20 protein-coding genes are annotated in these 20,363 nt (G+C 72.3%); 11 read left to right on the plus strand and 9 right to left on the minus strand.

Annotation, left to right across the window (positions count from 1 at the left end; translation table 11 throughout):
- The first annotated feature begins 10 nt into the window (after positions 1 to 10).
- Complete coding sequence (locus KIS93_RS18745; RefSeq protein ID WP_080036379.1) at positions 11 to 886, plus strand: tetratricopeptide repeat protein; 876 nt, start codon at positions 11 to 13, stop codon at positions 884 to 886.
- An 89-nt stretch (positions 887 to 975) separates the two neighbouring features.
- Here the strand turns inward: KIS93_RS18745 and KIS93_RS18750 are convergent, their stop codons facing one another.
- Entirely contained in the window at positions 976 to 1,788 is an 813-nt protein-coding gene (locus KIS93_RS18750; RefSeq protein ID WP_080036378.1) for an MBL fold metallo-hydrolase, read from the minus strand.
- Positions 1,789 to 2,153: 365 nt separating this feature from the next.
- Here KIS93_RS18750 and KIS93_RS18755 point away from each other — a divergent pair, with 365 nt between their 5' ends.
- The gene (locus KIS93_RS18755; protein WP_155126363.1) at positions 2,154 to 2,705 is read left to right on the plus strand and encodes a hypothetical protein; all 552 of its coding nucleotides are present in this window, start codon (positions 2,154 to 2,156) and stop codon (positions 2,703 to 2,705) included.
- A gap of 399 nt (positions 2,706 to 3,104) precedes the next feature.
- On the plus strand, positions 3,105 to 3,392 hold the full coding sequence (locus KIS93_RS65395) for a sortase domain-containing protein (RefSeq protein ID WP_420895873.1): 288 nt from the start codon (positions 3,105 to 3,107) through the stop codon (positions 3,390 to 3,392).
- Here KIS93_RS65395 and KIS93_RS18765 read toward each other — a convergent pair whose 3' ends face one another.
- Positions 3,393 to 4,286 (minus strand): acyl-CoA dehydrogenase family protein, encoded by an 894-nt coding sequence (locus KIS93_RS18765; protein ID WP_329607689.1) that lies wholly within the window; start codon positions 4,284 to 4,286, stop codon positions 3,393 to 3,395.
- A 288-nt stretch (positions 4,287 to 4,574) separates the two neighbouring features.
- On the opposite strand from KIS93_RS18765, the gene KIS93_RS18770 reads away from it, so the two are divergent.
- Together KIS93_RS18770 and KIS93_RS18775 are read left to right on the plus strand one after the other, a co-directional pair.
- The gene (locus KIS93_RS18770; protein ID WP_080036374.1) at positions 4,575 to 4,922 is read left to right on the plus strand and encodes an RNHCP domain-containing protein; all 348 of its coding nucleotides are present in this window, start codon (positions 4,575 to 4,577) and stop codon (positions 4,920 to 4,922) included.
- A 1-nt stretch (position 4,923) separates the two neighbouring features.
- Positions 4,924 to 5,325: an RNHCP domain-containing protein gene (locus KIS93_RS18775; protein ID WP_080036373.1), complete on the plus strand. Its 402-nt coding sequence runs from the start codon at positions 4,924 to 4,926 to the stop codon at positions 5,323 to 5,325.
- Positions 5,326 to 5,398: 73 nt separating this feature from the next.
- Here the strand turns inward: KIS93_RS18775 and KIS93_RS18780 are convergent, their stop codons facing one another.
- Positions 5,399 to 6,070, minus strand: coding sequence for a response regulator transcription factor (locus tag KIS93_RS18780; RefSeq protein WP_080036372.1), 672 nt, complete (start codon positions 6,068 to 6,070; stop codon positions 5,399 to 5,401).
- The gene (locus KIS93_RS18785) at positions 6,067 to 7,242 is read right to left on the minus strand and encodes a sensor histidine kinase (RefSeq protein WP_080036371.1); all 1,176 of its coding nucleotides are present in this window, start codon (positions 7,240 to 7,242) and stop codon (positions 6,067 to 6,069) included. Before KIS93_RS18785 ends, KIS93_RS18780 begins: the two co-directional genes overlap by 4 nt.
- A gap of 351 nt (positions 7,243 to 7,593) precedes the next feature.
- Between KIS93_RS18785 and KIS93_RS18790 the strand changes: the two genes are divergently transcribed.
- Positions 7,594 to 8,946 (plus strand): alpha/beta hydrolase, encoded by a 1,353-nt coding sequence (locus tag KIS93_RS18790; RefSeq protein ID WP_222107522.1) that lies wholly within the window; start codon positions 7,594 to 7,596, stop codon positions 8,944 to 8,946.
- Here the strand turns inward: KIS93_RS18790 and ligD are convergent.
- Positions 8,943 to 9,944, minus strand: coding sequence for a non-homologous end-joining DNA ligase (ligD, locus tag KIS93_RS18795; RefSeq protein ID WP_080036369.1), 1,002 nt, complete (start codon positions 9,942 to 9,944; stop codon positions 8,943 to 8,945). The two genes, KIS93_RS18790 and ligD, sit on opposite strands and share 4 nt — an antisense overlap.
- Before the next feature lie 311 nt (positions 9,945 to 10,255).
- On the opposite strand from ligD, the gene msrB reads away from it, so the two are divergent.
- Complete coding sequence (gene msrB, locus KIS93_RS18800; RefSeq protein WP_080036368.1) at positions 10,256 to 10,657, plus strand: peptide-methionine (R)-S-oxide reductase MsrB; 402 nt, start codon at positions 10,256 to 10,258, stop codon at positions 10,655 to 10,657.
- Between the two features lie 188 nt (positions 10,658 to 10,845).
- Here msrB and KIS93_RS18805 read toward each other — a convergent pair whose 3' ends face one another.
- Entirely contained in the window at positions 10,846 to 11,607 is a 762-nt protein-coding gene (locus KIS93_RS18805; RefSeq protein WP_155126357.1) for a hypothetical protein, read from the minus strand.
- Positions 11,608 to 12,087: 480 nt separating this feature from the next.
- Between KIS93_RS18805 and KIS93_RS18810 the strand changes: the two genes are divergently transcribed.
- From KIS93_RS18810 to KIS93_RS18820, 3 genes are read left to right on the plus strand one after another with little or no spacing between them, the layout of a single operon-like run.
- A complete protein-coding gene (locus KIS93_RS18810) occupies positions 12,088 to 13,029 on the plus strand; it encodes an ABC transporter ATP-binding protein (RefSeq protein ID WP_230465936.1) in 942 nt (313 codons plus the stop codon).
- A 1-nt stretch (position 13,030) separates the two neighbouring features.
- Positions 13,031 to 14,176 (plus strand): ABC transporter permease, encoded by a 1,146-nt coding sequence (locus KIS93_RS18815; RefSeq protein WP_080036365.1) that lies wholly within the window; start codon positions 13,031 to 13,033, stop codon positions 14,174 to 14,176.
- Positions 14,177 to 14,207: 31 nt separating this feature from the next.
- Positions 14,208 to 15,344, plus strand: coding sequence for an ABC transporter permease (locus tag KIS93_RS18820; protein WP_080036364.1), 1,137 nt, complete (start codon positions 14,208 to 14,210; stop codon positions 15,342 to 15,344).
- 7 nt (positions 15,345 to 15,351) lie between these two features.
- Here the strand turns inward: KIS93_RS18820 and hemQ are convergent, their stop codons facing one another.
- Together hemQ and hemG are read right to left on the minus strand one after the other, a co-directional pair.
- Positions 15,352 to 16,053, minus strand: coding sequence for a hydrogen peroxide-dependent heme synthase (gene hemQ / locus KIS93_RS18825; RefSeq protein ID WP_080036363.1), 702 nt, complete (start codon positions 16,051 to 16,053; stop codon positions 15,352 to 15,354).
- Positions 16,054 to 16,058: 5 nt separating this feature from the next.
- Positions 16,059 to 17,462, minus strand: a complete 1,404-nt coding sequence (gene hemG / locus KIS93_RS18830; RefSeq protein WP_230465935.1) for a protoporphyrinogen oxidase — start codon at positions 17,460 to 17,462, stop codon at positions 16,059 to 16,061.
- Positions 17,463 to 17,569: 107 nt separating this feature from the next.
- Here hemG and KIS93_RS18835 point away from each other — a divergent pair, with 107 nt between their 5' ends.
- The gene (locus KIS93_RS18835; RefSeq protein WP_080036362.1) at positions 17,570 to 18,520 is read left to right on the plus strand and encodes a DUF4349 domain-containing protein; all 951 of its coding nucleotides are present in this window, start codon (positions 17,570 to 17,572) and stop codon (positions 18,518 to 18,520) included.
- 205 nt (positions 18,521 to 18,725) lie between these two features.
- Here the strand turns inward: KIS93_RS18835 and hemE are convergent, their stop codons facing one another.
- Entirely contained in the window at positions 18,726 to 19,718 is a 993-nt protein-coding gene (gene hemE / locus KIS93_RS18840; protein WP_268967003.1) for a uroporphyrinogen decarboxylase, read from the minus strand.
- Positions 19,719 to 20,363 lie beyond the last annotated feature (645 nt).

The following is a 20,363-nucleotide window of genomic DNA, read 5'->3' on the forward strand; positions in this document are numbered from 1 at the left end:
TTTACCCCTCATGAGCGAGGGGATCAAGGACCACTCCGGGTTGTCCGAGGCTGCCGCCCAGTCGCGGGCCTCGGTGCTGCGCAGCCGGGCCGAGTCGTACATCGCGCTGTCGCGGCACGACGCCGCGATCGCGGACCTGACCGAGGCGATCGCGCTGGCCCCGGACAACGCCCGCGCGTGGCGGCTGCGCGGCGAGAGCCACCGGGTGACCGAGCGGTACGAGGCGGCGCTGGAGGACTTCGGCGAGGCGCTGCGCCTCGAACCCGACAGCGCGTACGCCCTCGGCTCGCGCGGCCAGACCTACGCCGCGATGGGCCGCCTCGACGAGGCCATGGACGACTTCGAGCACGCGCTCACCCTCTCCCCCGACTCGTTGTGGATCCTCGAGGCGAAGGCGGACGTCCTGGTGGACCTGGACCGGCTCGACGAAGCCCTCGCCGAACACTCCAAGATCATCTCCCTGAACGAGGAACTCCCCTACTCGTGGGTCGCCCGCGGCGACCTCTACCAGCGGATGGAGCTCTACCCGGAGGCCATCGCCGACTACGGCAAGGCCCTGGAGGCCGACCCCGACTACGTGCGCGCCCTCAGCCGCCGCGGCGAGGCCCTGCGCATGCTGGACCGCTACGAGGAGGCGCTGGCCGACCTGAACCGGGCCCTGGAGCTGGACCCCGGCAACGACCGCGCCCTCGGCAGCCGGGGCGCGGTGCTGAGCGAGCTGGGGGACAACGAGGCGGCGCTGAAGGACCTGGACGCGGCGATCGAGCTCGACCCCGAGTACGTGTGGGCGTTCCGGGTGCGGGGGGAGATCTTGCAGGAGCTGGACCGGCACGAGGAGGCCATCTCCGACTTCACCCGGGCCCTCCACCTGGACTTCGGCGACTGACCACGAAGGCGACTGACCACGAAGGCGGCTGACCACGTCCCGAAGGCGACTGACCACGGCCCGAAAGGCTGCCCCAAAGGGCGGTCGGGTCAGCGGCGGACCAGGCGGTGCGGCGCCAGCTCGCGGGTCTCGCCCCGGTCCAGGTAGACGACGCGGTCGGCGAGGCCGGCCTGCTCGACGTGGTGGCGGAAGTCGTCCAGGGGCGAGCTGAACACCGTGTAGTCGTCGTAGTGGATCGGCACGACCGTGTGCGGGTTGATCAGGTCCACCCACGCGGCGCCCTGCTCGCCGTCCATGGTGACGAGCAGTGTTCCGAGCAGCTTGGTGCCGCCCAGGTGCACGAGGGCCAGGTCGATGTCGGGGAAGCGGCGCGGGATGGCGTCCAGGCGGCGGTCGAGCAGCGTGTCGCCGCTGATGTGCAGGCGCAGCTCGACCCGTTCGTCCTGGTTGCAGAACTCGAGCATCGTGCCGATCACCGGCGGCAGCAGCGCCTCCGCCGGGCCGGGCGCGTGCTTGGCGGGCAGGGCGGTGATCCGTACGGTGCCGCCGGGGCCGCGCAGCTCGTGCTGCTGCCAGACCTCCAGGCCCACGCTCCTGCCGAAGCCACGGCGGCGCAGCCGGCGGGCCGCCGCCGTGGTCGTGACGACCGGAGTGCCCTTGTCCAGGCCCTTCTGCGCCACCCGGTCCCAGTGGTCGCCGTGCAGGTGGGACAGCAGCACCGCGTCCAGCGGCGGCAGGTCCTCGATCTCCACGGCGGGGTCGGCGCGGCGGCGCGAGGTCAGGCCGTAACCCAGGTACGCCCGCTGCCCCCGGTGCAGGAAGTTCGGGTCCGTCAGCAGGGTGAAGCCGTTGTAGCGGATCAGGGTGGTGGCGTTCCCGATGAACTGCAGGCTTCCGCTCACGTGGCTCACCCCGGGTGGTCCGGTCGCTGGCTCGGCGGCACGCCGCCGCCCTTCCCGCCGCCCTTGCGGCCCTTGTCCGTGCCGTGCGGACGGCCGGAGCGCCGGGCTCCGCTCTTCGTCTCGGGCACGGCACTGGCGGACTTGGCTTCCGTGGCGGACTTGCCTGACCTGCGAAGCTCTGGCTGTTGCGGATTGCTCATGGCTTTTGTCCCCCTTTGTAGGGATATCTCCTGCCACGCCGAGCTCCCGCCAAACCCTCCGTGTCTGGACGGTTTCACTTCGGTCACATTACTTGACTGCCGGTCTAATAGTTCGCAAGGCTCTCTTGTGCATCGGGGGGCGACAACCGAGTCTGGAGCCTTCTCATGGCAAGAGCGCGACGTCTCGCAGCGGCTGGAGCGGCGACCGCCTTCGCGGTGGCGGGCCTGACCCTGGCCGCTCCCGCCTGGGCTGATCGTACCGATCCCCAGGTTCCCGGCGCGGAGCCCGCCTGCACGGTGCACCTGCCGCTGCTCTGCGACAACTCACCGGACGATTCCTGGTCGGGCAACGCCGAGCCCACCGATTCCTGGTCCAACGCCCCCGAGCCCACCGACTCCTGGTCGAGTGCGCCCGAGCCCACCGGATCCTGGACGGACACGCACGGCCGCGACGATTCCTGGTCGGACGCCCCCGCCCCCACCGACTCCTGGTCGAACGCGCCCATCCCCACCGATTCGTGGCCTTCCATGCCGCAGACCCCGTGGCGGCCGGCAGGGGAGGACGAGCACCGGGTGCCCGTGGGGCATCCGGAGACGGGCGGCGGCGGGCTCGCGGCGGGCGGGCCGGTGTGGCCGTTCGCGGCGGGCGGGGCGGCGCTGCTGACCGGCGCGGGGCTGGCCGGGTTCGCGGTACGGCGCCGTACGCATGCGGGCTGATCCATCCCCGCCTCGCCGGACGCCCGGGAACCGGCTCGTGCTGGTCGGTGCGGCGGCCGTGTCGATCGCCGGGGTGCTGCTGATCGGGCTCGGCGTCAGCGGAGCGCTCGGCGGCGCCGAGGCTCCGGCCCCGATGGCCGCCCGGCAGTCCCAGGCCCCCGCCGCCTCGCCCAAGGACCTGCCCGGCGTGCGCGCGTCCAAGGTGGCCGCGCCGATGCGCGCCGCCCGCCCCACCGCCGTCTACATCCCGTCCATCGGCGTCGCCGCCCCCCTCATGGAGCTGGGCCTGGACGCGGACGGAGCCATCCAGAACCCGCCCTTCACCCCCCCGAACCTGGCCGGCTGGTACCGCTACGGCCCGTCCCCGGCCAGCGCGGCGCCGCCGTCATCACCGGCCACCTGGACACCCGTACCGGGCCGGCCGTCTTCGCCCGGCTCAAGGAGGTCAAGCGCGGCGCCCAGGTGCAGGTGCTGCGCGCCGACCGCTCGGTGGCCGTCTTCGTCGTCGACAAGGTCGAGCACGCGCCGAAGCGCGGCTTCCCCGCCAAGAAGGTGTACGCCAAGCTCCGCTATCCCGGGCTGCGGCTGGTGACCTGCGGCGGGGCGTTCGACCGGCAGGCGCACAGCTACGAGGAGAACACGATCGTGTACGCCCACCTCGCGGCCCCGTACTACCCGGGCCGTTGATCACGGATCGCGGGGCAGGTGGAGCGCGCGCTCGGCGATGATGTTGAGCTGCACCTCCGTCGTGCCGCCGCCGATGGTGAACGCCCGGGTGGTGAGGATCATGCGGCTCCAGTAGCGGTCGGACGGGTCGAGCGACCAGCAGAACTCCGCGATCTCCTGCGCGTGCCACATGCCGAGCAGCTTGCGCACGCTCGACGCCGGGCCCGGGTCGGCGCCGGCCAGCTGCGACAGCGTCACCCGCAGGCCGAGTGCCGAGATGGCCTGACCCTCGGCCCACAGGCGGCCCGCCCGCTCACGCTGAGCCTCCCGGAGCGAAGGCAGCCGGGCGAGGTGCCGCGCCATGTCGGTGTGCCGCGCACCGGGGCCCCAGGAGTCGCCGAGCGCGACCCGTTCGTGGGACAGCGTGTCGCGAGCCACCCGCCAGCCCTCGTCCACCGCGCCGACCACCAGGTCGTCCGGCACGAACACGTCGTCGAGGAACACCTCGTTGAACAGCTCGTCCCCGTTGATGTCCTTGAGCGGCCTGACCGTGACGCCCGGCGACGCCATGTCCACGAGGAAGTACGTGATGCCGTCGTGCTTGGGCCGGTCCGGCGACGTGCGGGCCAGGCAGATGCCCCAGTGGGCGTACTGGGCCAGGGACGTCCAGATCTTCTGGCCGGTCAGCGACCAGCCGCCCTCCACCCGCACGGCCCTCGTCGTCAGCCCGGCCAGGTCGGAGCCCGCGCCGGGCTCGCTGAAGAGCTGGCACCACACGATCTCGCCGGCGAACGTCCCCGGCAGGAACCGCTCCTGCTGCTCGCGCGTGCCGTACCGGACGAGGGACGGGACCGCCCAGGCGGCGATGCCCAGGTTCGGCCGGCCGAGGTCGCGGAACTCCTGATGGATGATCACCTGCTCCAGCGGCGAGGCGTTCGGCCGCCGGAAAAGGGTTGGCGATCGACCGTCGTGCCCCGCTACGCTCGCTCACGTCCGTTCGATGGAGCATCCGGGCTGTCACGCCCGTCAAGGAGGGGGATTTATGCCTGGCACCGCGCCCTGCGCGCCTCGCTGTGTCATTGGCGGATCCCGCTCTTAACCAACCTGCCGGCGACCGCCCGCCGCACCTTCAGCATGCCCGCGAGGCACGCCAGGGCTTCCTTGCTGTCCTGAGATCGACCATTCCGGCAAGGAGTACCCACGTTGTCTGCCAACGGCAAATCCCGTTCCATCGCGAGCACCGAGACTTTCGAGTGCGTACGCTGCGGCCTGACCGTCACCGCGCTCGCGCCCGACGGTGCCCGCCGCAACCACTGTCCGAGCTGCCTGCACTCGCTGCACCTGCTCGACGAATGCAGGTCGCGGATGATCCCCATCTCGATCGCCGTCCTGCGTACCGGCGAATGGATGGTCATCCATCGCTGCACCCGGTGCGGTGAGCTGACCTCGAACCCCATCTGCGGGGACGACAACCAGCTCATCCTCATGCGCATGGCCGTAAGGCCGCTGGCGCAGCCGCCGTTCCCGCTAGAGGCGTTCGGTGATCTGTGACATGCCCAGGAGGAACCCGGGCCGGGAACGGCCCCAACGGCGCAAAAGGACCCACCACGGCGAGCCCGCCGACGCGTTCCGCTGCGTCGGCTGCCGGATGGACGTCCCGATGATCGCGCCGGGCACCGCGCACCGCAACCACTGCCCGCACTGCCTGACCAGCCTGCACGTCGACCACCGCGTCCCGGGCGACCGCCGGGCGGGCTGCCGCGGCCGGATGGCGGCGCTGAGCGTCACCGTCCGGCAGGACGGGGAGTGGCTGATCATCCACTCCTGCCAGTCGTGCGGCGGGCTCAGCGCCAACCGCATCGCGGGCGACGACAACGCGCTGGCGCTGCTCCGCATCGCCATCCGCCCCCTGTCGGACTCCAGCCTGCCGGTCAGCGCCCTGCTGACCCTGTGAGTCCACCCGCCGGGGCCGTCCGTACGCGGCCCCGGCAGGCCGGCACACCCCGCGCGTGGGTGTTCAGCCGGTGTCAGCGGTCGTCGTCGGCGAAGCCCGTGCGGTAGGCGAGGACCACGGCTTGGACGCGGTCGCGCAGGTCCAGCTTGGTGAGGATCCGGGAGACGTAGGTGCGGACGGTCTCGAAGCTGATGACCAGCTCCGCGGCTATCTCGGCGTTGGAGAGGCCACGGGCGATCAGCCGCAGCACCTCGCGTTCGCGGGGAGCCAGGACGGCCAGCGGATCCTCGCCGGGGGTGAGGGCGGCCGGGCGGAGGCGGTCGGCGAAGCGGCCGATCACGGTACGGGTCACGGCGGGCGACAGCAGGGACTCTCCGCGGGCGACGGTGCGCACCCCGTTCACCAGCTCCAGCAGCGGGGCGTCCTTCAGCAGGAAGCCGCTCGCTCCGGCGCGCAGGGCCTCGTAGACGTACCTGTCCACGTTGAACGTGGTCACCACCAGCACCTTCGGCGGCGCCACGACACCGGGGCCGGCGATGCGCCTCGTCACCTCGATGCCGTCCATCAGCGGCATGTGGATGTCCATGACGACCACGTCGGGCTTCAGGCTGGTGACCGCCTCGACCGCGGCCGGGCCGTCGGCGGCCACGCCGGCCACCTCCATGTCCGGCTGCGCGTCGAACGCCGTCACGTAGCCGGTGCGGACGACCTCCTGGTCCTCGCAGATCACGACACGGATGGTCATCCGGCACCGCCTGCGGGGATCGACGCGGAGACCCGGAAACCGCCGTCCGGCTGCTCGCCCGCGGCCAGCTCACCGCCCAGCGCGGCGATCCGCTCGCGCAGCCCGGCCAGGCCGCGCCCGCCGGACAGGTCGCTTCTCGCGCCGACGGGGACCGCGGCGGCGGCGTTCGTCACCTCGACCTCCACGCGGCCGTCCCGGTAGCCGATGCGAACGGTGGTGGGGCGGCCCTCGGCGTACTTGACGGCGTTCGTCAGGCCCTCCTGCACCACCCGGTACACGGCCAGCCCCACGCCGACCGGGAGCGCGGGCTGGTCGCCGTCCTCCACCAGCTCGATCGGCTGGCCGCCGCTCCGGGTCTGCTCGACCAGGTCTCGTACGCTGCCCACGACGGGCGTGGCCGACTCGCCGGTCGCCTCCAGCACGTCCAGCAGATACCGCAGCTCGGCCAGGGCCCGGCGGCCGGCGCCGCCGATCGTGGACAGTGCCGCGACCACGCGCTCCGGCGAGGTGGCCACGAACTGCGTGGCGTCGGCCTGCACGACGATGGCGGTGACGTGGTGGGTCACCACGTCGTGCAGCTCCCGCGCGATGCGCGCCCGCTCCGCGGCGGCCGCGGCCTCGGTGGCGAGCCGCCGCCGCTCGGCCTCCTGGAGCCGCTGCCCGCGGACGAAGGCGCCGATCAGCCAGCACGCGGCGAACAGCAGGTAGAACACCACGAAGTCGCTCTGCAGGGCCGGTGAGCCACGCAGGATCACGGCCGCGCACAGCACGACGTACGCGGCCGACGCCACGACGGCGGTGACCCGCCGGAACCGCTCCTGGTGCGCGCCCACCGAGTACAGCGCGATGTAGACCGTCACGGTGCCGAACTGCATCGGGTAGCCGAGCGTCTCGTGGATCACGAAAGCCGTGCCGTTGATCGCCAGACACGCGGCCGGCCACCGGGTCCGCACGGCCAGGGGCACCGTCTGGGCCAGGATCAGCACGATCTGGAACGCGTCGGCCGGGCGTCCTGACAGGTTGCCGAACTCGACGCCCATGGTCGACAGCGGCGGCACGAACGCCAGGCCGGTGAACGCGACAGCCAGCCACCGGTCCCACACCGTGGCGTCGTAGACGCGCCACGCCTCCCGTAACCTCCGCGAGCGGTCGCTGGCCCAGGTCCCCGACATGGCTCAGAGCCTAGCGATCTCCGATCCCCCTGTCGCCGCGTGTGTCCCTCATGTGAGCTACACGGAATGTCCGCACCGCAGTGATTCGGGACGGGGCCCCGCGCTCTTACCTTTCTCGAAGTCGGATCGCGGCAATTCGGAGGACAACACCATGGGAAACACCATCCGCGCACGCGTCGCCGTCGCCCTGACCGCGGTCGCGGCAGCGGGGGCGGTGATCGGGGGGCAGCCGGCCGACGCCAAGGCCGTGGCGACCCCGGTCACGTCCAGACGTCGATCAAGTGGGGTGCGTGCCCTGAGCCCGCGCCCGGCGCCAAGCGGGACCCGAGGCAAACCTGCGGCACGGTCAAGGTGCCGCTGGACTACCGCCGCCCCGGCGGGGAGACCATCACCGTCGCGGTCTCCAGGATCGCCACCGCCAAGCCCGGCAAGAAGCGCGGCGACCTGCTGTTCAACCCGGGTGGGCCGGGACTGCCGGGCCTGGACATGCCCGGCCAGATGGCGGCCACGCTCCCGAAGGAGGTGCTCGACTCCTACGACCTGATCGGGTTCGACGCGCGCGGCATCGGCCACAGCACGCCGATGAGCTGCGGCCTGACCGGCCCCGCCCTGCTGACCATCTTCCCCTACCCCGGCGCCGGCGGCTCGATCGAGGGCAACGTCGCCACCGCGCGCACCGCCGCCCGGGAGTGCGCCACGATCGGCGCCAGGCTCCGCTTCTTCACCAGCGCGAACACGGCACGCGACATGGACCGCATCCGCCAGGCGCTCGGGGCGCGGAAGATCTCCTACTGGGGCCAGTCGTTCGGCACCTACCTCGGCGCGGTCTACGCCTCGCTGTTCCCCCGCAACACCGGCCGGATGGTGCTGGAGGGCAACGTCGACCCGGACAAGGTGTGGGCGAAGATGCTGAACACCTGGAACCAGGGCATGAACGACCGGTTCCCCGACGCCGCCCGCGTCGCCGCGGCGGACGACGCCGGCCTCGGGCTGGGCGGCACCGTCGAGAAGGTCACCGACACCTTCCTCGCGCTGGCCGACCGCCTCGACCGGAAGCCGGCCACGGTGCCGGGCACCCAGGTGGCCATCAGCGGCGCGCTGCTGCGCGGCGTCACGTACCAGATGTTGCTGCACAACGAGACGCTCGCCCCGCTCACCCGATTCTGGAAGGCGGCCTCCGACCTGTCCGCCGGCCGGACCCCGGCGGACGCGGACGCCGCCGTGCTCCGGCAGGTCCTCGCCGACACCCCGGCCGCCAAGGGCGTGCCGGCGGACAACCAGGCCACCATGGCCCTGGCCATGATCTGCGGGGACACCACCTGGTCGCGAGACGTGGACTCCTACGCCAAGGCCACCGCGGCCGCCCGCGCGAGGTACCCGCTGAGCGCGGGCATGCCCGACAACATCACGGCGTGCGCGTTCTGGTCGCAGAAGCCGATCGAGCCGGTGGTCGAGATCACCTCGCACGGGCCGCGTGACATCCTGATCCTGCAGAACCGCCGCGACAACGCCACACCGTGGGCCGCGGGCCGGGGCATGCGCGAGGCCCTGGGCGAGCGCGCGGGCTTCCTCGGCGTCGACAACGGCGGCCACTACGTCTACAACACCGGCTCGGCCTGCGCCGATCAGGCCACCGTCGCGTTCCTGAGCAAGGCGACCCCGCCGGCCAAGGAAGCCTCCTGCGACGGCCCCCGGCCCTCCTAGGTGTCGGACCTGGCCTTGCTCGGCTGGACGCGCTTGGGCTCGCCGGGCATCTTCGGATAGTTCGGCGGGTACGGCAGGTCGCCGCGCTCGTCCCGCGCGTACAGCTCCAGAAGGGGCTCGATCGAGTACGCGCGGTCGTCGATGGCCGCGTGCACGTCGCCCAGCTTGGCGAAGCGGGCCGGCACCGTGCGGATGTCGAAGTCGCGCGGATCGGCGTCGGCCAGCTCGTCCCAGGTCAGCGGCGTGGAGACGGGGGCGTGCGGCTTGGCGCGCACCGAGTAGGCGCTGGCCACGGTGCGGTCTCTGGCGTTCTGGTTGTAGTCGATGAAGACCCGCTCGCCCCGCTCCTCCTTCCACCAGGCGGTGGTCACGAGGCTCGGGTCGCGGGCCTCGACGGCCCTGGCCAGGGCGATGCCGGCGTGGCGGACCTGGATGAAGTCCCAGAGCGGCTCGATGCGGACGGCGATGTGCGCGCCCCGGTTGCCCGAGGTCTTCACGAAGCCCTCCATGCCCAGCTCGCCGAGCACGTCTCTCGTCAGGAACGCGGCCCTGCGCGCGGCGTCGAACTCCAGCCCCGGCTGCGGGTCGAGGTCGATGCGCAGCTCGTCGGGGTGCTCGACGTCGGCGGCCCGCACCTGCCACGGGTGGAAGTCGATGGTGCCGAGGTTGGCGCAGTAGGCGATGGCCGCGACCTCGGTGACCCGCAGCGAATGCGCCGTGCGGCCGCTGGGGAAGGTCACGGTGACCGACTCCAGCCAGTCGGGGTGCTTGGGCGGCATGCGCTTCTGGTAGATCGCCTCGGTCTGGACGCCGTCGGGGTGGCGCTTGATGTTCGTGGGCCGGTCCTTCAGCGCCCGCAGGGCACCCTCGCCGACGCTCACGTAGTATTCGACCAGCTCCCGCTTAGTGGCTCCGATCTCCGGAAAATACACCTTGTCGGGATTGGTGACCTTGACGGTCCGCTCCCCCACCTCGAGCTCTATGTACGGCGATGCCATGACCCCGAACCTACTCCACCCGAGGTCGGCCCGTCCCGGAGCCGCCTCGGTGGCGGGACCGAGGGCTCGACGGGACGGGCCGCTGGACCATCCGCCGCCGTTCCGGGCGCTGGCGCGCCACCCGGCCGGCCGTGGTGATCCCCAGCGGCGCCAGCACGGGCGTGGGCTGTGCCGCTCGACGGGATCTGCGGATGATCACCCCTGGCAAGGAGGCGATGACACCCCCTTACCGACAAAGACGCAATTTCGCCCCAGAACAGATGCTTCACCCTGCGGAGATCTCTTTTTGCACGATCTCGTACGCTGGAAGCATGGACAAGGTGGTCAAGAGCGAGGCGGAGTGGCGGGCCCAGTTGTCGCCCGAGGAGTTCCATGTCCTCAGGGAGGCCGGGACCGAACGCCCGTTCACGGGGGAGTACGTCGACACCAAGACCGAAGGCGTGTACTCGTGCCGCGCCTGCGGGGCGGAGCTGTTCCGGTCCGACACGAAGTTCGAGTCCCACTGCGGGTGGCCGAGCTTCTTCGAGCCGTCCGACACCGACGCGGTGCGGCTCATCGAGGACCGCAGCCACGGCATGGTCCGCACCGAGGTGCGCTGCGCCCGCTGCGACTCGCACCTGGGGCACGTCTTCCACGGCGAGGGATACCCGACGCCGACGGACGACCGTTACTGCATCAACTCGATCTCCCTGCGACTCGAACCCAAGGGGTGATCAAACCGCGACGCCGCGTATCGATCGTCTCCGAGGGGTACGAGAGCCGCGTGCGCTATGTCCATCTTCGGCACCGGTGGGTGACCATCGAGACCATCGGGCGCGTCGTCACCCAACGGTGCGAGGTGTGCGCGAAGACGCGGGTCCGGGTCCGTTGACCCGGTTCCGCCGGCCGGTGCCGGAGCCGGTCAGTCCGGTGCCGGAGAGGTGACCCGGCAGCTCTTGTCGGCGGGGCCGAGGATGTTGGCCAGCACCGGGTTGCCGTTCTCGCCGAATTCGGCCTGGACGAACACCACCGGCTCCTCGACGCCCCGGCTGCGGAGGTAGGCGTAGCCGCGCTCGCAGAGGATGATCGCGGTGAGCGAGTTGTCCGCCGTTTCCGGCAGGTCGGTGTAGATCCGCAGATATCCGCCCACTGAGCGGACGTCCTTCAGGTGCTTCAGGGCCTTGTCGTCCAGACCCCAGTTCGTCCGGAAGTACTCCGCCGCCTGCTGATCCGTGTGCCGGGACGGGCCGTCGGCCCGGTAGTCGTCACCGTCGCCCGGATCCGGGCCGCCCGCGAGCACGTCCTCCGGGGCCGTGGTGCCGGCCACCATGCCCGGCTGAGTTTGGCCAGGGGTCCCCGCCGGGTCCGGCGCCCCGGAGCGTTGCGCCTCCCGCCTCCTCGCCTCCGCGCTCGCCTGCGGCTCACTCCCTGGAGTCCCCCCGCCGGACACCGCCGTCCCACCCGGCCCGGTCCCGTCGCTGACCCCGGTCACGCCCGTCCCACCGTTGACGCCGGTCCCGACGCCGGATCCTGGCGAACCCCCCTCGCGCCCCTGCCCGGCCGCCGCGCCGGACCCGGCCTGCGCTCCCCCGAACACGCCGAGCAGTGCGAAGGGCCCGCCGCCGCCGTTCACCCCGGCCAGCACGACCGCCCCACCGGCCAGCACCAGCCCCACCGCCGCCAACCGCCCCCTCCGCCCGGCCCAGCGGCGACCGCTCCGCGCGGCCGACCGGCTCGCACGTGCGAAGATCCCGCTCCTCCGCGCGGGCAACCGCCGCGATCCCGCCGCTCCGGGGCCGCTCCCGATCACGAGCGGCCCCCTCCCCGGCGGGCCGCTCGCCGACGCCGGCTCGGCGTCGTCCGGAGTGGGGGTGCGGTTGCGCAGTGCCGCCGTCCAGGCGCTGCCCTTGCGGCGACGCCCGCGCCGAGAGCCGCCGCCCGCGACGTGGCGGCCGGCCGCGTGACGGCGGCGGCCTCGTCCTCCGGTCTGCTCCACCCCGACCGACCTCCCCGCAATAGGCCCGTTCCCTAGACGCCCACCCGCCTTGGAACGTTCACCCACCGCGAGGTCTCCCCGATTACGGCCGGGCCGATAGCTGGATTCATGGGGACCGCCGGGCTGGGGCCCTTGCCGTGCGTTCCTCCGCCCGATCAGACTGCGAGGGTGCCCAGGGCCGAGATCCTGAAATGTCAGAACTTACGGAAGACGTTCGGCGACCTCGTCGCGGTCGACGACGTCAGCTTCACCATCGAGGCCGGTGAGACGTACGGCCTCCTCGGCCCGAACGGCGCCGGCAAGACCACCACGATCTCGATGATCGCCGGCATCCTGGAGCGCGACGGCGGCCAGGTCCTCATCTCCGGCCGCCCCCACGGCACGACCAGCAGGTGGGGCAAGAAGCAGATCGGCTACGTCCCGCAGGACCTGGCCCTCTACCCCGACCTCAGCGCCCGCGAGAACCTGCGCTTCTTCGCCCGCCTCCATGGCCTGGGCCGCGCCGAGGCCCGCGCCAGGATCGACGAGGTCCTGCGGATGATCGGCCTGACGGAGCGGGCGAAGGACCCGGTCAAGGAGTACTCGGGCGGCATGAAACGCCGCCTCAACATCGGCGTGGGCCTGCTGCACCGCCCGCCCCTGCTGATCCTCGACGAGCCCACCGCCGGGGTCGACCCGCAGAGCCGCAACGCGATCCTGGAGAGCGTCGCCGCGCTGGCCGGCGAGGGCGTGGCCGTCCTCTACACCACGCACTACATGGAGGAGGCCGAGCGGCTCTGCGACCGGATCGGCATCATCGACCTGGGCCGGATCAGGGCCGAGGGCACGCGCAGGGAACTGGTGGGCCTGGTGGGCGAGCTGGACCGGATCTCGCTGACGACCGGCGGCGCGCAGGCCGTGCCGAAGGAGCTGGAGACGCTGCCGGAGGTGCGCAAGGCCGGCAGCCACGAGGGCCGCCTGGAGGTGATGGTGGAGGACGCCCGCAAGTCGCTGCCCAGGGTCCTGGCGGCAGCTACGGACGCCGGCGTCGTCGTCCGCGCGGTCGAGGTGCACGAGCCGAACCTGGAGTCGGTCTTCCTGCACCTGACCGGCAAGGCCCTTCGCGACTGACATGGGCGCGCTGCTGCTCATCACCGCCAAGGACCTGCGGCTGCGGGTCCGGGACAGGTCGGTGTTCCTGCTGGCGATCGTGGTGCCGTTCGGGTTGGCGGCCATCTTCAGCCTCGTCTTCAACGGGGTGGACGACCAGGCGCGGCCCACGTTCGCGGTGGCCGACGAGGACCGGGGGCAGATCGCGGCCACGTTCACCGGGCAGGTGCTGGGGCCGCTGGAGCGGCAGGGCGTCATCGCGCTCAGGACGGCCGGCGGCGAGCGGGAGGCGGCGGCGATGGTCGGGCGCGGCGACGCCGACGCCGCCTACGTCGTCCCCGCCGGCTTCACGCGGGCGGTGCTGGGCGGGCACGCGGCCGAGCTGCGCGTGATCGGGAACGTGGACGCGCCGATCGGCTCCTTCGTGGCCCGTTCGGTCGCCGAGGCGTTCGTCGCGGACGTCCGATACGTCCGGGTGGCGCTGGCCACCAAAGGCGGCGGCACGCCCGAGGAGGCGCTGCGGGTGCCCGCGCCGGTCGGCATCGAGGACTTCGCGGCCGAGCGGCGGCAACTGTCGCTGGCGGAGGGGTTCGCGGCCGGGATGGCGGTGTTCTTCCTGTTCTTCACCGTGCAGTTCGGGTTCAGCTCGATCCTGGACGAGCGCCGCGACGGCACCCTGGCCCGGCTGCTGGCCGCGCCCGTGCCGCGCGCCACGATCGTCTTCGGCAAGCTGCTCGGCGGGGTCGTGGTGGGCGTCGTCAGCATGACCGTGCTCATGGTGGCCGCGGACCTGCTGCTTGGCGCGGAGTGGGGCAACCCTCTCGGCGTCGGGGTGCTGCTGGTGGCGGGCGTGCTGGCGGCGACCGGCGTCATGGCGCTGGTGGCGACCGTGGCCACCACGGCCGAGCAGGCGGGGAACGTGCAGGCGGTGGTCGCGGTGCTCCTGGGCGTGCTGGGCGGGGTCTTCATCCCGATCCAGCAGATCGGCGGGGTGTTCGCGGTGCTCAGCCTGGTCACCCCGCACCGCTGGTTCATGCAGGGGCTGGCGGACCTGCACGGCGACGCCGCGCCGGTGCTGGCCGTGGTGCCGACGCTGGCGCTGCTCGGCTTCGCCGCCGTGACGACGGGGGTCGCGCTGCTGAGAGCGGGAAGGATGCTCCGGCCATGATCACAGCGGGCACGGGACGGAGGTCGCTGGCATGATCGCCATCGCCTGGGTCAACCTGGTCCGGCTGTTCCGCGACCGCACGAACATCTTCTTCGTGCTCATCTTCCCCATCGTGCTGATCATGGTGTTCGGCCTGTCGTTCGGCTCCGGCTTCGCGCCGCGCCTCGGCGTCACCGGCGGCACGACGCCGCTGGCCGCCGAGCTGGTGGCGGCGCTGGAGACGTCCGGACGCATGCAGGTGGTGCGGGTCGGCGACGCCGAGGAGGCCCGCGACGGCGTGGAGCGCGGCCGGCTGGCCGCCGCGCTGATCATCCCCGAGAACTACGACCGCGCCCTGTCCCGCTACACCCCCGTCACGCTGTCGTTCATCAGCCGCCAGGAGCCGGACGCGCTGCAGCTCGGCGCGGCGATCAGGGCCGTGACCGACCAGGTCACGATGCCCGCCCGCGCCGCCGCCTACGTCCGCGACGGCTCCTTCGACGAGCTGGTCCGCCGGGCCGGGCAGGTCAGCGTGCCCGGCATCACCGTGCGGTTCAGCGCGACGGGCACCGCGGCCATCCCGCGGAGCATCACCAGCTTCGACATCGCCGCCACCTCGCAGCTCCTGCTGTTCACCTTCCTCACCTCGCTGACCGGCGCGGCCACGCTGATCGAGACGCGCCGGCTCGGCCTGTCACGCAGGATGTACGCGGCGCCGGTGTCCAGCCGGACGATCCTGCTCGGTGAGGCGGCCGGGCGGGTCTGCGTGGCGCTCACCCAGGCCCTGATCATCATGGTGGGGTCGGGGCTGCTGTTCGGCGTGCGCTGGGGCGACCCGCTCGGGGCGGGCGCGCTCGTGCTGGCGTTCTCGCTGGTGGGCGGCGGGGCGGCGATGCTGGTGGGCGCGGCGCTGCGCACCGAGCAGCAGGCCGTCGGGGTGGGGCTGCTGCTCGGGCTGGGGCTGGCCGCGATCGGCGGCACGATGGCGCCGATCGACTTCTTCTCCGAGACGATGCGGCGGGTGGCGCACCTCACCCCGCACGCCTGGGCGCTGGACGGGTTCGCCGAGCTGCTGCGCAGGAACGGCACGATCGCCGACATCCTGCCGCAGCTCGGCGTGCTGGCCGCCTTCGCGGCCGCCCTTTTCGGGCTCGGCGCCTGGCGCCTGCGCGCCGCACTCACCCGCTGACCGCCTCTTACGGGAGGGCGGCGACCAGCTCCGGCAGCGGCTTGCGCGCCCCCGTGTAGAACGGGATCTCGACGCGCGTGTGCCGGCGGGCCTGGGCGCCCCGCAGCGTCCGCATGAGGTCGACGATCCGGTGCAGCTCGTCGGCCTCGAACGCCAGCATCCACTCATAGTCGTTGAGCGAGAAGCACGCCACCGTGTTGGCCCGCACGTCGGGGTAGTCGCGTGCCATCCTGCCGTGCTCGGCCAGCATCGCCCGGCGCTCGGAGTCTTCGAGCAGGTACCACTCGTAGGAGCGCACGAACGGATACACGCTCACATAAGCCCGCGGCTCCTCCTCGGCCAGGAACGCCGGGATGTGCGACTTGTTGAACTCGGCCGGCCGGTGCAGCGCCATCGCCGACCACACCGGCTTGGAGTGCCGGCCCAGCCGGGTGCGGCGGAACCGGGAGTAGACGTCCTGGAGGTCTTCGGGCGTGGGCGCGTGCCACCAGAACATGAAGTCGGCGTCGGCCCGCAGCCCGGCCACGTCGTAGACCCCCCTGGTCACGACGTCCTTGCCGGCGGCCTGGTCGAGCAGCTCCTGCACCTCCGCCGCGAGCTCGTCGCGGTCGCCCGGGCAGGGCTCGGTCACCTGGAAGACCGACCACATGGTGTAACGGATCACCTGGTTGAGATCGCGGGCCTTCGGCCGCGCAGCGCCCTCTGTCATGGCACCTATTCTCCTCGCGTCGTGAGGTGGTCCAGAATCCGGGCGGCGGCCGTGCGCGCCGTCCCGACGCAGGCGGGGATGCCGATGCCGTCGTACGCGGCCCCGCACACGGCCAGCCCCGGCTGGACCGACACCGCGGCCCGCACCCGGGCCACCCGGTCGAGGTGCCCCACGTTGTACTGCGGCAGCCCGCCGCCCCACCGCGTCACCCGCGTGTCGACCGGCAGCCCCCGCACACCCATGACGTCGCCCATCTCGGCCGTGGCCAGCGACACGAGCTCGTCGTCGTCGCGCTGGAGCAGGTGCTCCTCGCCGATGCGGCCGATGGAGCAGCGCAGGATCACCAGGTCCTTGCTCAGGTGCGGCCACTTCACGGAGCTGAACGTGACCGCCTTGACCGGCCGCCGCTCCACCGGCGGCACCAGGTAGCCGCTGGTGGCGGGCTGCTCGGGGAAGGCGTCGACCGGGTAGGCCAGCGTGACCACGGCCATGCTCGCGTACTGGATCCTGGCCAGCTCGGCGGCGGCCTTCGGCACCTCCTCCTTCAGCAGCCGGCTCGTCGCGGGCCCCGGCGTGGCCAGGATCACCGCGTCCGCCTCGATCACCTCGGGCCGCGGCACCGGGCCGGTGACCAGGCGCCAGCCGGTCTCGGTGCGGTGCAGCTCCCGCACGGTGACGCCCGTGCGGACGTCGGCCTCCGACGCCTTGGCCACCGCCTCGGGCAACGTGCCGATGCCGCCGCGCAGCGAGGTGAACACCGGCCCGGCGTCCTTCGGCGTCTCCGCGACGAGATGCCGGGCCGCGCTCAGCAGCGACCGCTCCGACCGCGCCACCGCCGCCACCCGCGGCATCGTCGCCTCCAGCGACAACATGTCGGCCCGGCCCGCGTAGACGCCGCCGAGCAGCGGCTCCACCAGCCGGTCGACGACCTCGCCGCCCATGCGGGCGCGGATGTAGGCGGCCACGGACACGTCGGTGCGCACGAGGGTGGGCGGCAGGATCTGGTCGAGCGGCACGCGCAGCAGCCCGCCCGGCGAGACGATGCCGGACTTCGCCAGCTCCGTCAGGTCGGACGGCACGCCCATCACCTGGCCCTTGGGCAGGTGGCGCAGCTCGCCCCTGCTGTAGACGGCCGAGCTGAGGCTGCCGGGCAGGACCAGCTCGTCACCCAGCCCCACGGCCCTGGCCAGCTCTTTCCCCTCGGGCCGCCGGGCCAGCATGGACTCGGCGCCCGCGTCGACGCTCACCCCGGCGACCTCCGAGGCGAACAGCTTCCCGCCGATCCGGGGCGAGCCCTCCAGGACCGTCACCCTGACCTGATCGCCCGCGCCCTGACGGAGATACCACGCGGCGGCGAGACCGGAGATCCCCGCGCCGACGATGACCACGTGCGCCCGATTCCCTTCCACGCCTCCTGACGCTACCGCCTCAACGGCTCGGCCAGCCGCCCGGGGCACGTGACCGTACCGTGATTCCCCCGGTCAAACCGGGCCGGTCCGGCACCCGTCTTAGGGGCATGACGAGAATCCGGTACGGCATCGCGCTCACGGCGGCCTGCTCGGCCGTGTTACTGACCGCCTGCGGTGGCGGCGCGTCCCTCAGCTCCACCGGCGGGGCGGCGCCCGCCGTCGCGCAGTCGTCGGCCGCCGAGGCCGCCCCGCCGAGCGCCGCCCGGGACGAGAGCGCCGCCAAGGAGCCTCAGGCCCAGCGGACCCGCCAGTCCGCCGGCGGTCTCGCCGCCGGCGTCGACGTCACCCAGCAGCAGCGGCAGGTCATCTACACCGGCAGCATGACCGTGCGGGCCGAGAAGGTCACCTCCGCCGCCCAGCAGGCCAAGCAGGTCGTCACCGAGGCCGGGGGCTACCTGTCGCAGGAGGAGAGCAACTCCGCCGGCGACACCGAGGCGTCCGCCCTGCTGGAGTTCAAGATCCCGACCGCGAAGTATCCCGAGGTGCTGCGGCGGCTCGGCGCCGAGCTGGGCAAGCAGCTCTCGCTCAACCAGAACGCCCAGGACGTCACGCTGAAGGTGGCCGACGTGGAGAGCCGGCTGAAGTCGGCCCAGCAGTCCCTGGAGTCGCTGCGCACGCTGCTCAAGCGGGCCGACACGATCGGGCAGGTGCTGGACGTCGAACGGGAGATCTCCACCCGGGAGGCCGACCTCGAATCGTTGCAGGCCCAGCAGAAGGAGCTGGCCACCCAGACCGCCATGGCGACCCTGACACTGCGGCTCGTGGGGCCGGTCACGGTCGTGGAGGACCCGTCCGACGAGCCGGCCGGGTTCCTGGGCGGGTTGAAGGCGGGCTGGAAGGCGCTGGTGTCGTTCACGAAGACGGCGCTGACGGTGGTGGGGGCGCTGCTGCCGTGGGTGGCGGTGTCGCTGCCGCCGATCGCGCTCGTGGTCTGGCTCCTCCGCCGCAACCGCCCCCGCCCCACCCCGCCGGCCACCCCCGACCCCGAAACCCCCTGACCCCCGCACTACGCCTGAGGCCCTTCACCCGCAAGGCACGCACGAGCGCGCGGGCGCGCAGGCGACGCACGTACGAGCGGGCGCGCACCGGCAACGGCTACGACCGCGCGGCGGGCAGCGATGCGTGGACTACGGCGAGCGCAGCGGGTCTCCGACACGCATATCGGCGGCGGCCCGTGGGGGTTCCCAAAAAGAGCTTGTGAAGTCAGAGCTGATGAACGAACTCAGTGAGGCGCTTGAGCTGGTCGGGGTTGGTGGAGGGCAGCACGCCGTGACCGAGGTTGAAGACGTGCCCCTCGGCCGACTCCCCCCGGCGCAGGACTTCGCGCGCCTTGCGCTCCACGACCTCCCAGGGCGCGAGGAGGATGGCCGGGTCGAGGTTCCCCTGCAGCGCCTTGCCCGGCCCGACGCGCCGGGCGGCCTCGTCGAGGGGGACGCGCCAGTCGACGCCGACCACGTCGGCGCCCGCCTCGCCGAGCACGCCGAGCAGCTCGCCGGTGCCGACGCCGAAGTGGATGCGGGGCACGTCGGCGACGCTGTCGAAGATGCGGCGCGTGTGCGGCAGGATGAACTCGCGGTAGTCGTCGGGCGCCACGGCCCCCACCCACGAGTCGAAGAGCTGCACGGCCGAGGCGCCGGCGGCGATCTGGATGCGCAGGTGCTCGATCACGATGCCCGACAGCCGCTCCATGAGCCGGTGCCACAGCTCGGGCTCGCCGTACATCATGGCCTTGGTGCGGTCGTGGTTCTTGGAGGGGCCGCCTTCGATGAGGTAGGAGCCGAGCGTGAAGGGGGCGCCGGCGAAGCCGATGAGCGGGGTGCCGCCGAGCTCGCCGGTCAGCGCCTTGATCGCTTCGGTGACGTAGGGGACGTCGCCGGGCTCCAGGGGGCGCAGCGCGTCGATGCCCTTGGCGTCGCGGATCGGGTCGGCGACGACGGGGCCGACGCCGGGCTTGATGTCGAGGTCGACGCCGATGGCCTTGAGGGGGACGACGATGTCGCTGAAGAAGATGGCCGCGTCGACGCCGTAGCGGCGGACGGGCTGCATGGTGATCTCGACGATCAGCTCGGGGGTGGCGCAGGCGGTGAGCATCGGCACGCCCTCGCGGACCTTGTGGTATTCCGGCAGCGCCCGGCCGGCCTGGCGCATGTACCAGACGGGGGTGTGCGGGACGGGCTGGCGGCGGCAGGCGCGCAGGAAGGCGGAGTCGGCGAGGTTCACCTCACCAGGGTAGTGGCTGCCCATGCGGGTCCGGTGTGCGCGGGAGGGCCGGCCACGCGTGCTCAGGGCGGCGGGCGGCGAGCTGTCAGAGAGCGAGGGGCGGGGGCGGGCGGTGTCGGAAAAAGATGCATTGGACACCCCAAATCATGATCAGATAGCCAGATGAAGGTTTACCGGTCTGCTCGGCATCGGCACCGCACACGGGTCGAACACACCCCATGTCCGGCCAGAGAGCCGGTCTCGACTGGGCCAAATGTTCCCCAAGCCACCGCGCGGCATCGATTCAGCGACCACTTTCGGGACACGCCGAGCGCGTTGCGGGGAATTGTCAGCGGCTCGTGCCAACGTCGGAGCCACGACCCGAAGAAAGGCCCCGGTTCGATGACTCGTGCGATGACCGCGTTGTGGAGTTCCCCAGAGCGCCGCAGTGAGCGCTGCCCCTCCTGCGCCGAGGAGCGGCCGTTCGAGCAGCCGCCGTGCCTCGACGGGCACGAGCCGGGTCAGTGCCCCGAGTGGGCCTGCGTCGACTGTGGCCACGCGGTCGTGTTCGCGACCGCCGAGACCGTCCGCCCGGCACGCCAGCTTGTTACGGCATCGGCTTGATCACGAAGGATGAGCACC

Source organism: [Actinomadura] parvosata subsp. kistnae, assembly GCF_900323885.1.
In the GTDB taxonomy this organism is placed as follows: Bacteria; Actinomycetota; Actinomycetes; order Streptosporangiales; family Streptosporangiaceae; genus Nonomuraea; species Nonomuraea composti.

Coding starts and splice junctions, on each gene's coding strand:
- KIS93_RS18785 (WP_080036371.1), bottom strand. CDS start 7,242: ATGTCGGGGACCTGGGCCAGCGACCGCTCGCGGAGGTTACGGGAGGCG.
- KIS93_RS18835 (WP_080036362.1), top strand. CDS start 17,570: ATGACGAGAATCCGGTACGGCATCGCGCTCACGGCGGCCTGCTCGGCC.
- KIS93_RS18745 (WP_080036379.1), top strand. CDS start 11: ATGAGCGAGGGGATCAAGGACCACTCCGGGTTGTCCGAGGCTGCCGCC.
- KIS93_RS18815 (WP_080036365.1), top strand. CDS start 13,031: ATGGGCGCGCTGCTGCTCATCACCGCCAAGGACCTGCGGCTGCGGGTC.
- msrB (WP_080036368.1), top strand. CDS start 10,256: ATGGACAAGGTGGTCAAGAGCGAGGCGGAGTGGCGGGCCCAGTTGTCG.
- hemQ (WP_080036363.1), bottom strand. CDS start 16,053: ATGACAGAGGGCGCTGCGCGGCCGAAGGCCCGCGATCTCAACCAGGTG.
- KIS93_RS18780 (WP_080036372.1), bottom strand. CDS start 6,070: ATGACCATCCGTGTCGTGATCTGCGAGGACCAGGAGGTCGTCCGCACC.
- KIS93_RS18755 (WP_155126363.1), top strand. CDS start 2,154: ATGGCAAGAGCGCGACGTCTCGCAGCGGCTGGAGCGGCGACCGCCTTC.
- KIS93_RS18775 (WP_080036373.1), top strand. CDS start 4,924: ATGCCCAGGAGGAACCCGGGCCGGGAACGGCCCCAACGGCGCAAAAGG.
- KIS93_RS18820 (WP_080036364.1), top strand. CDS start 14,208: ATGATCGCCATCGCCTGGGTCAACCTGGTCCGGCTGTTCCGCGACCGC.
- ligD (WP_080036369.1), bottom strand. CDS start 9,944: ATGGCATCGCCGTACATAGAGCTCGAGGTGGGGGAGCGGACCGTCAAG.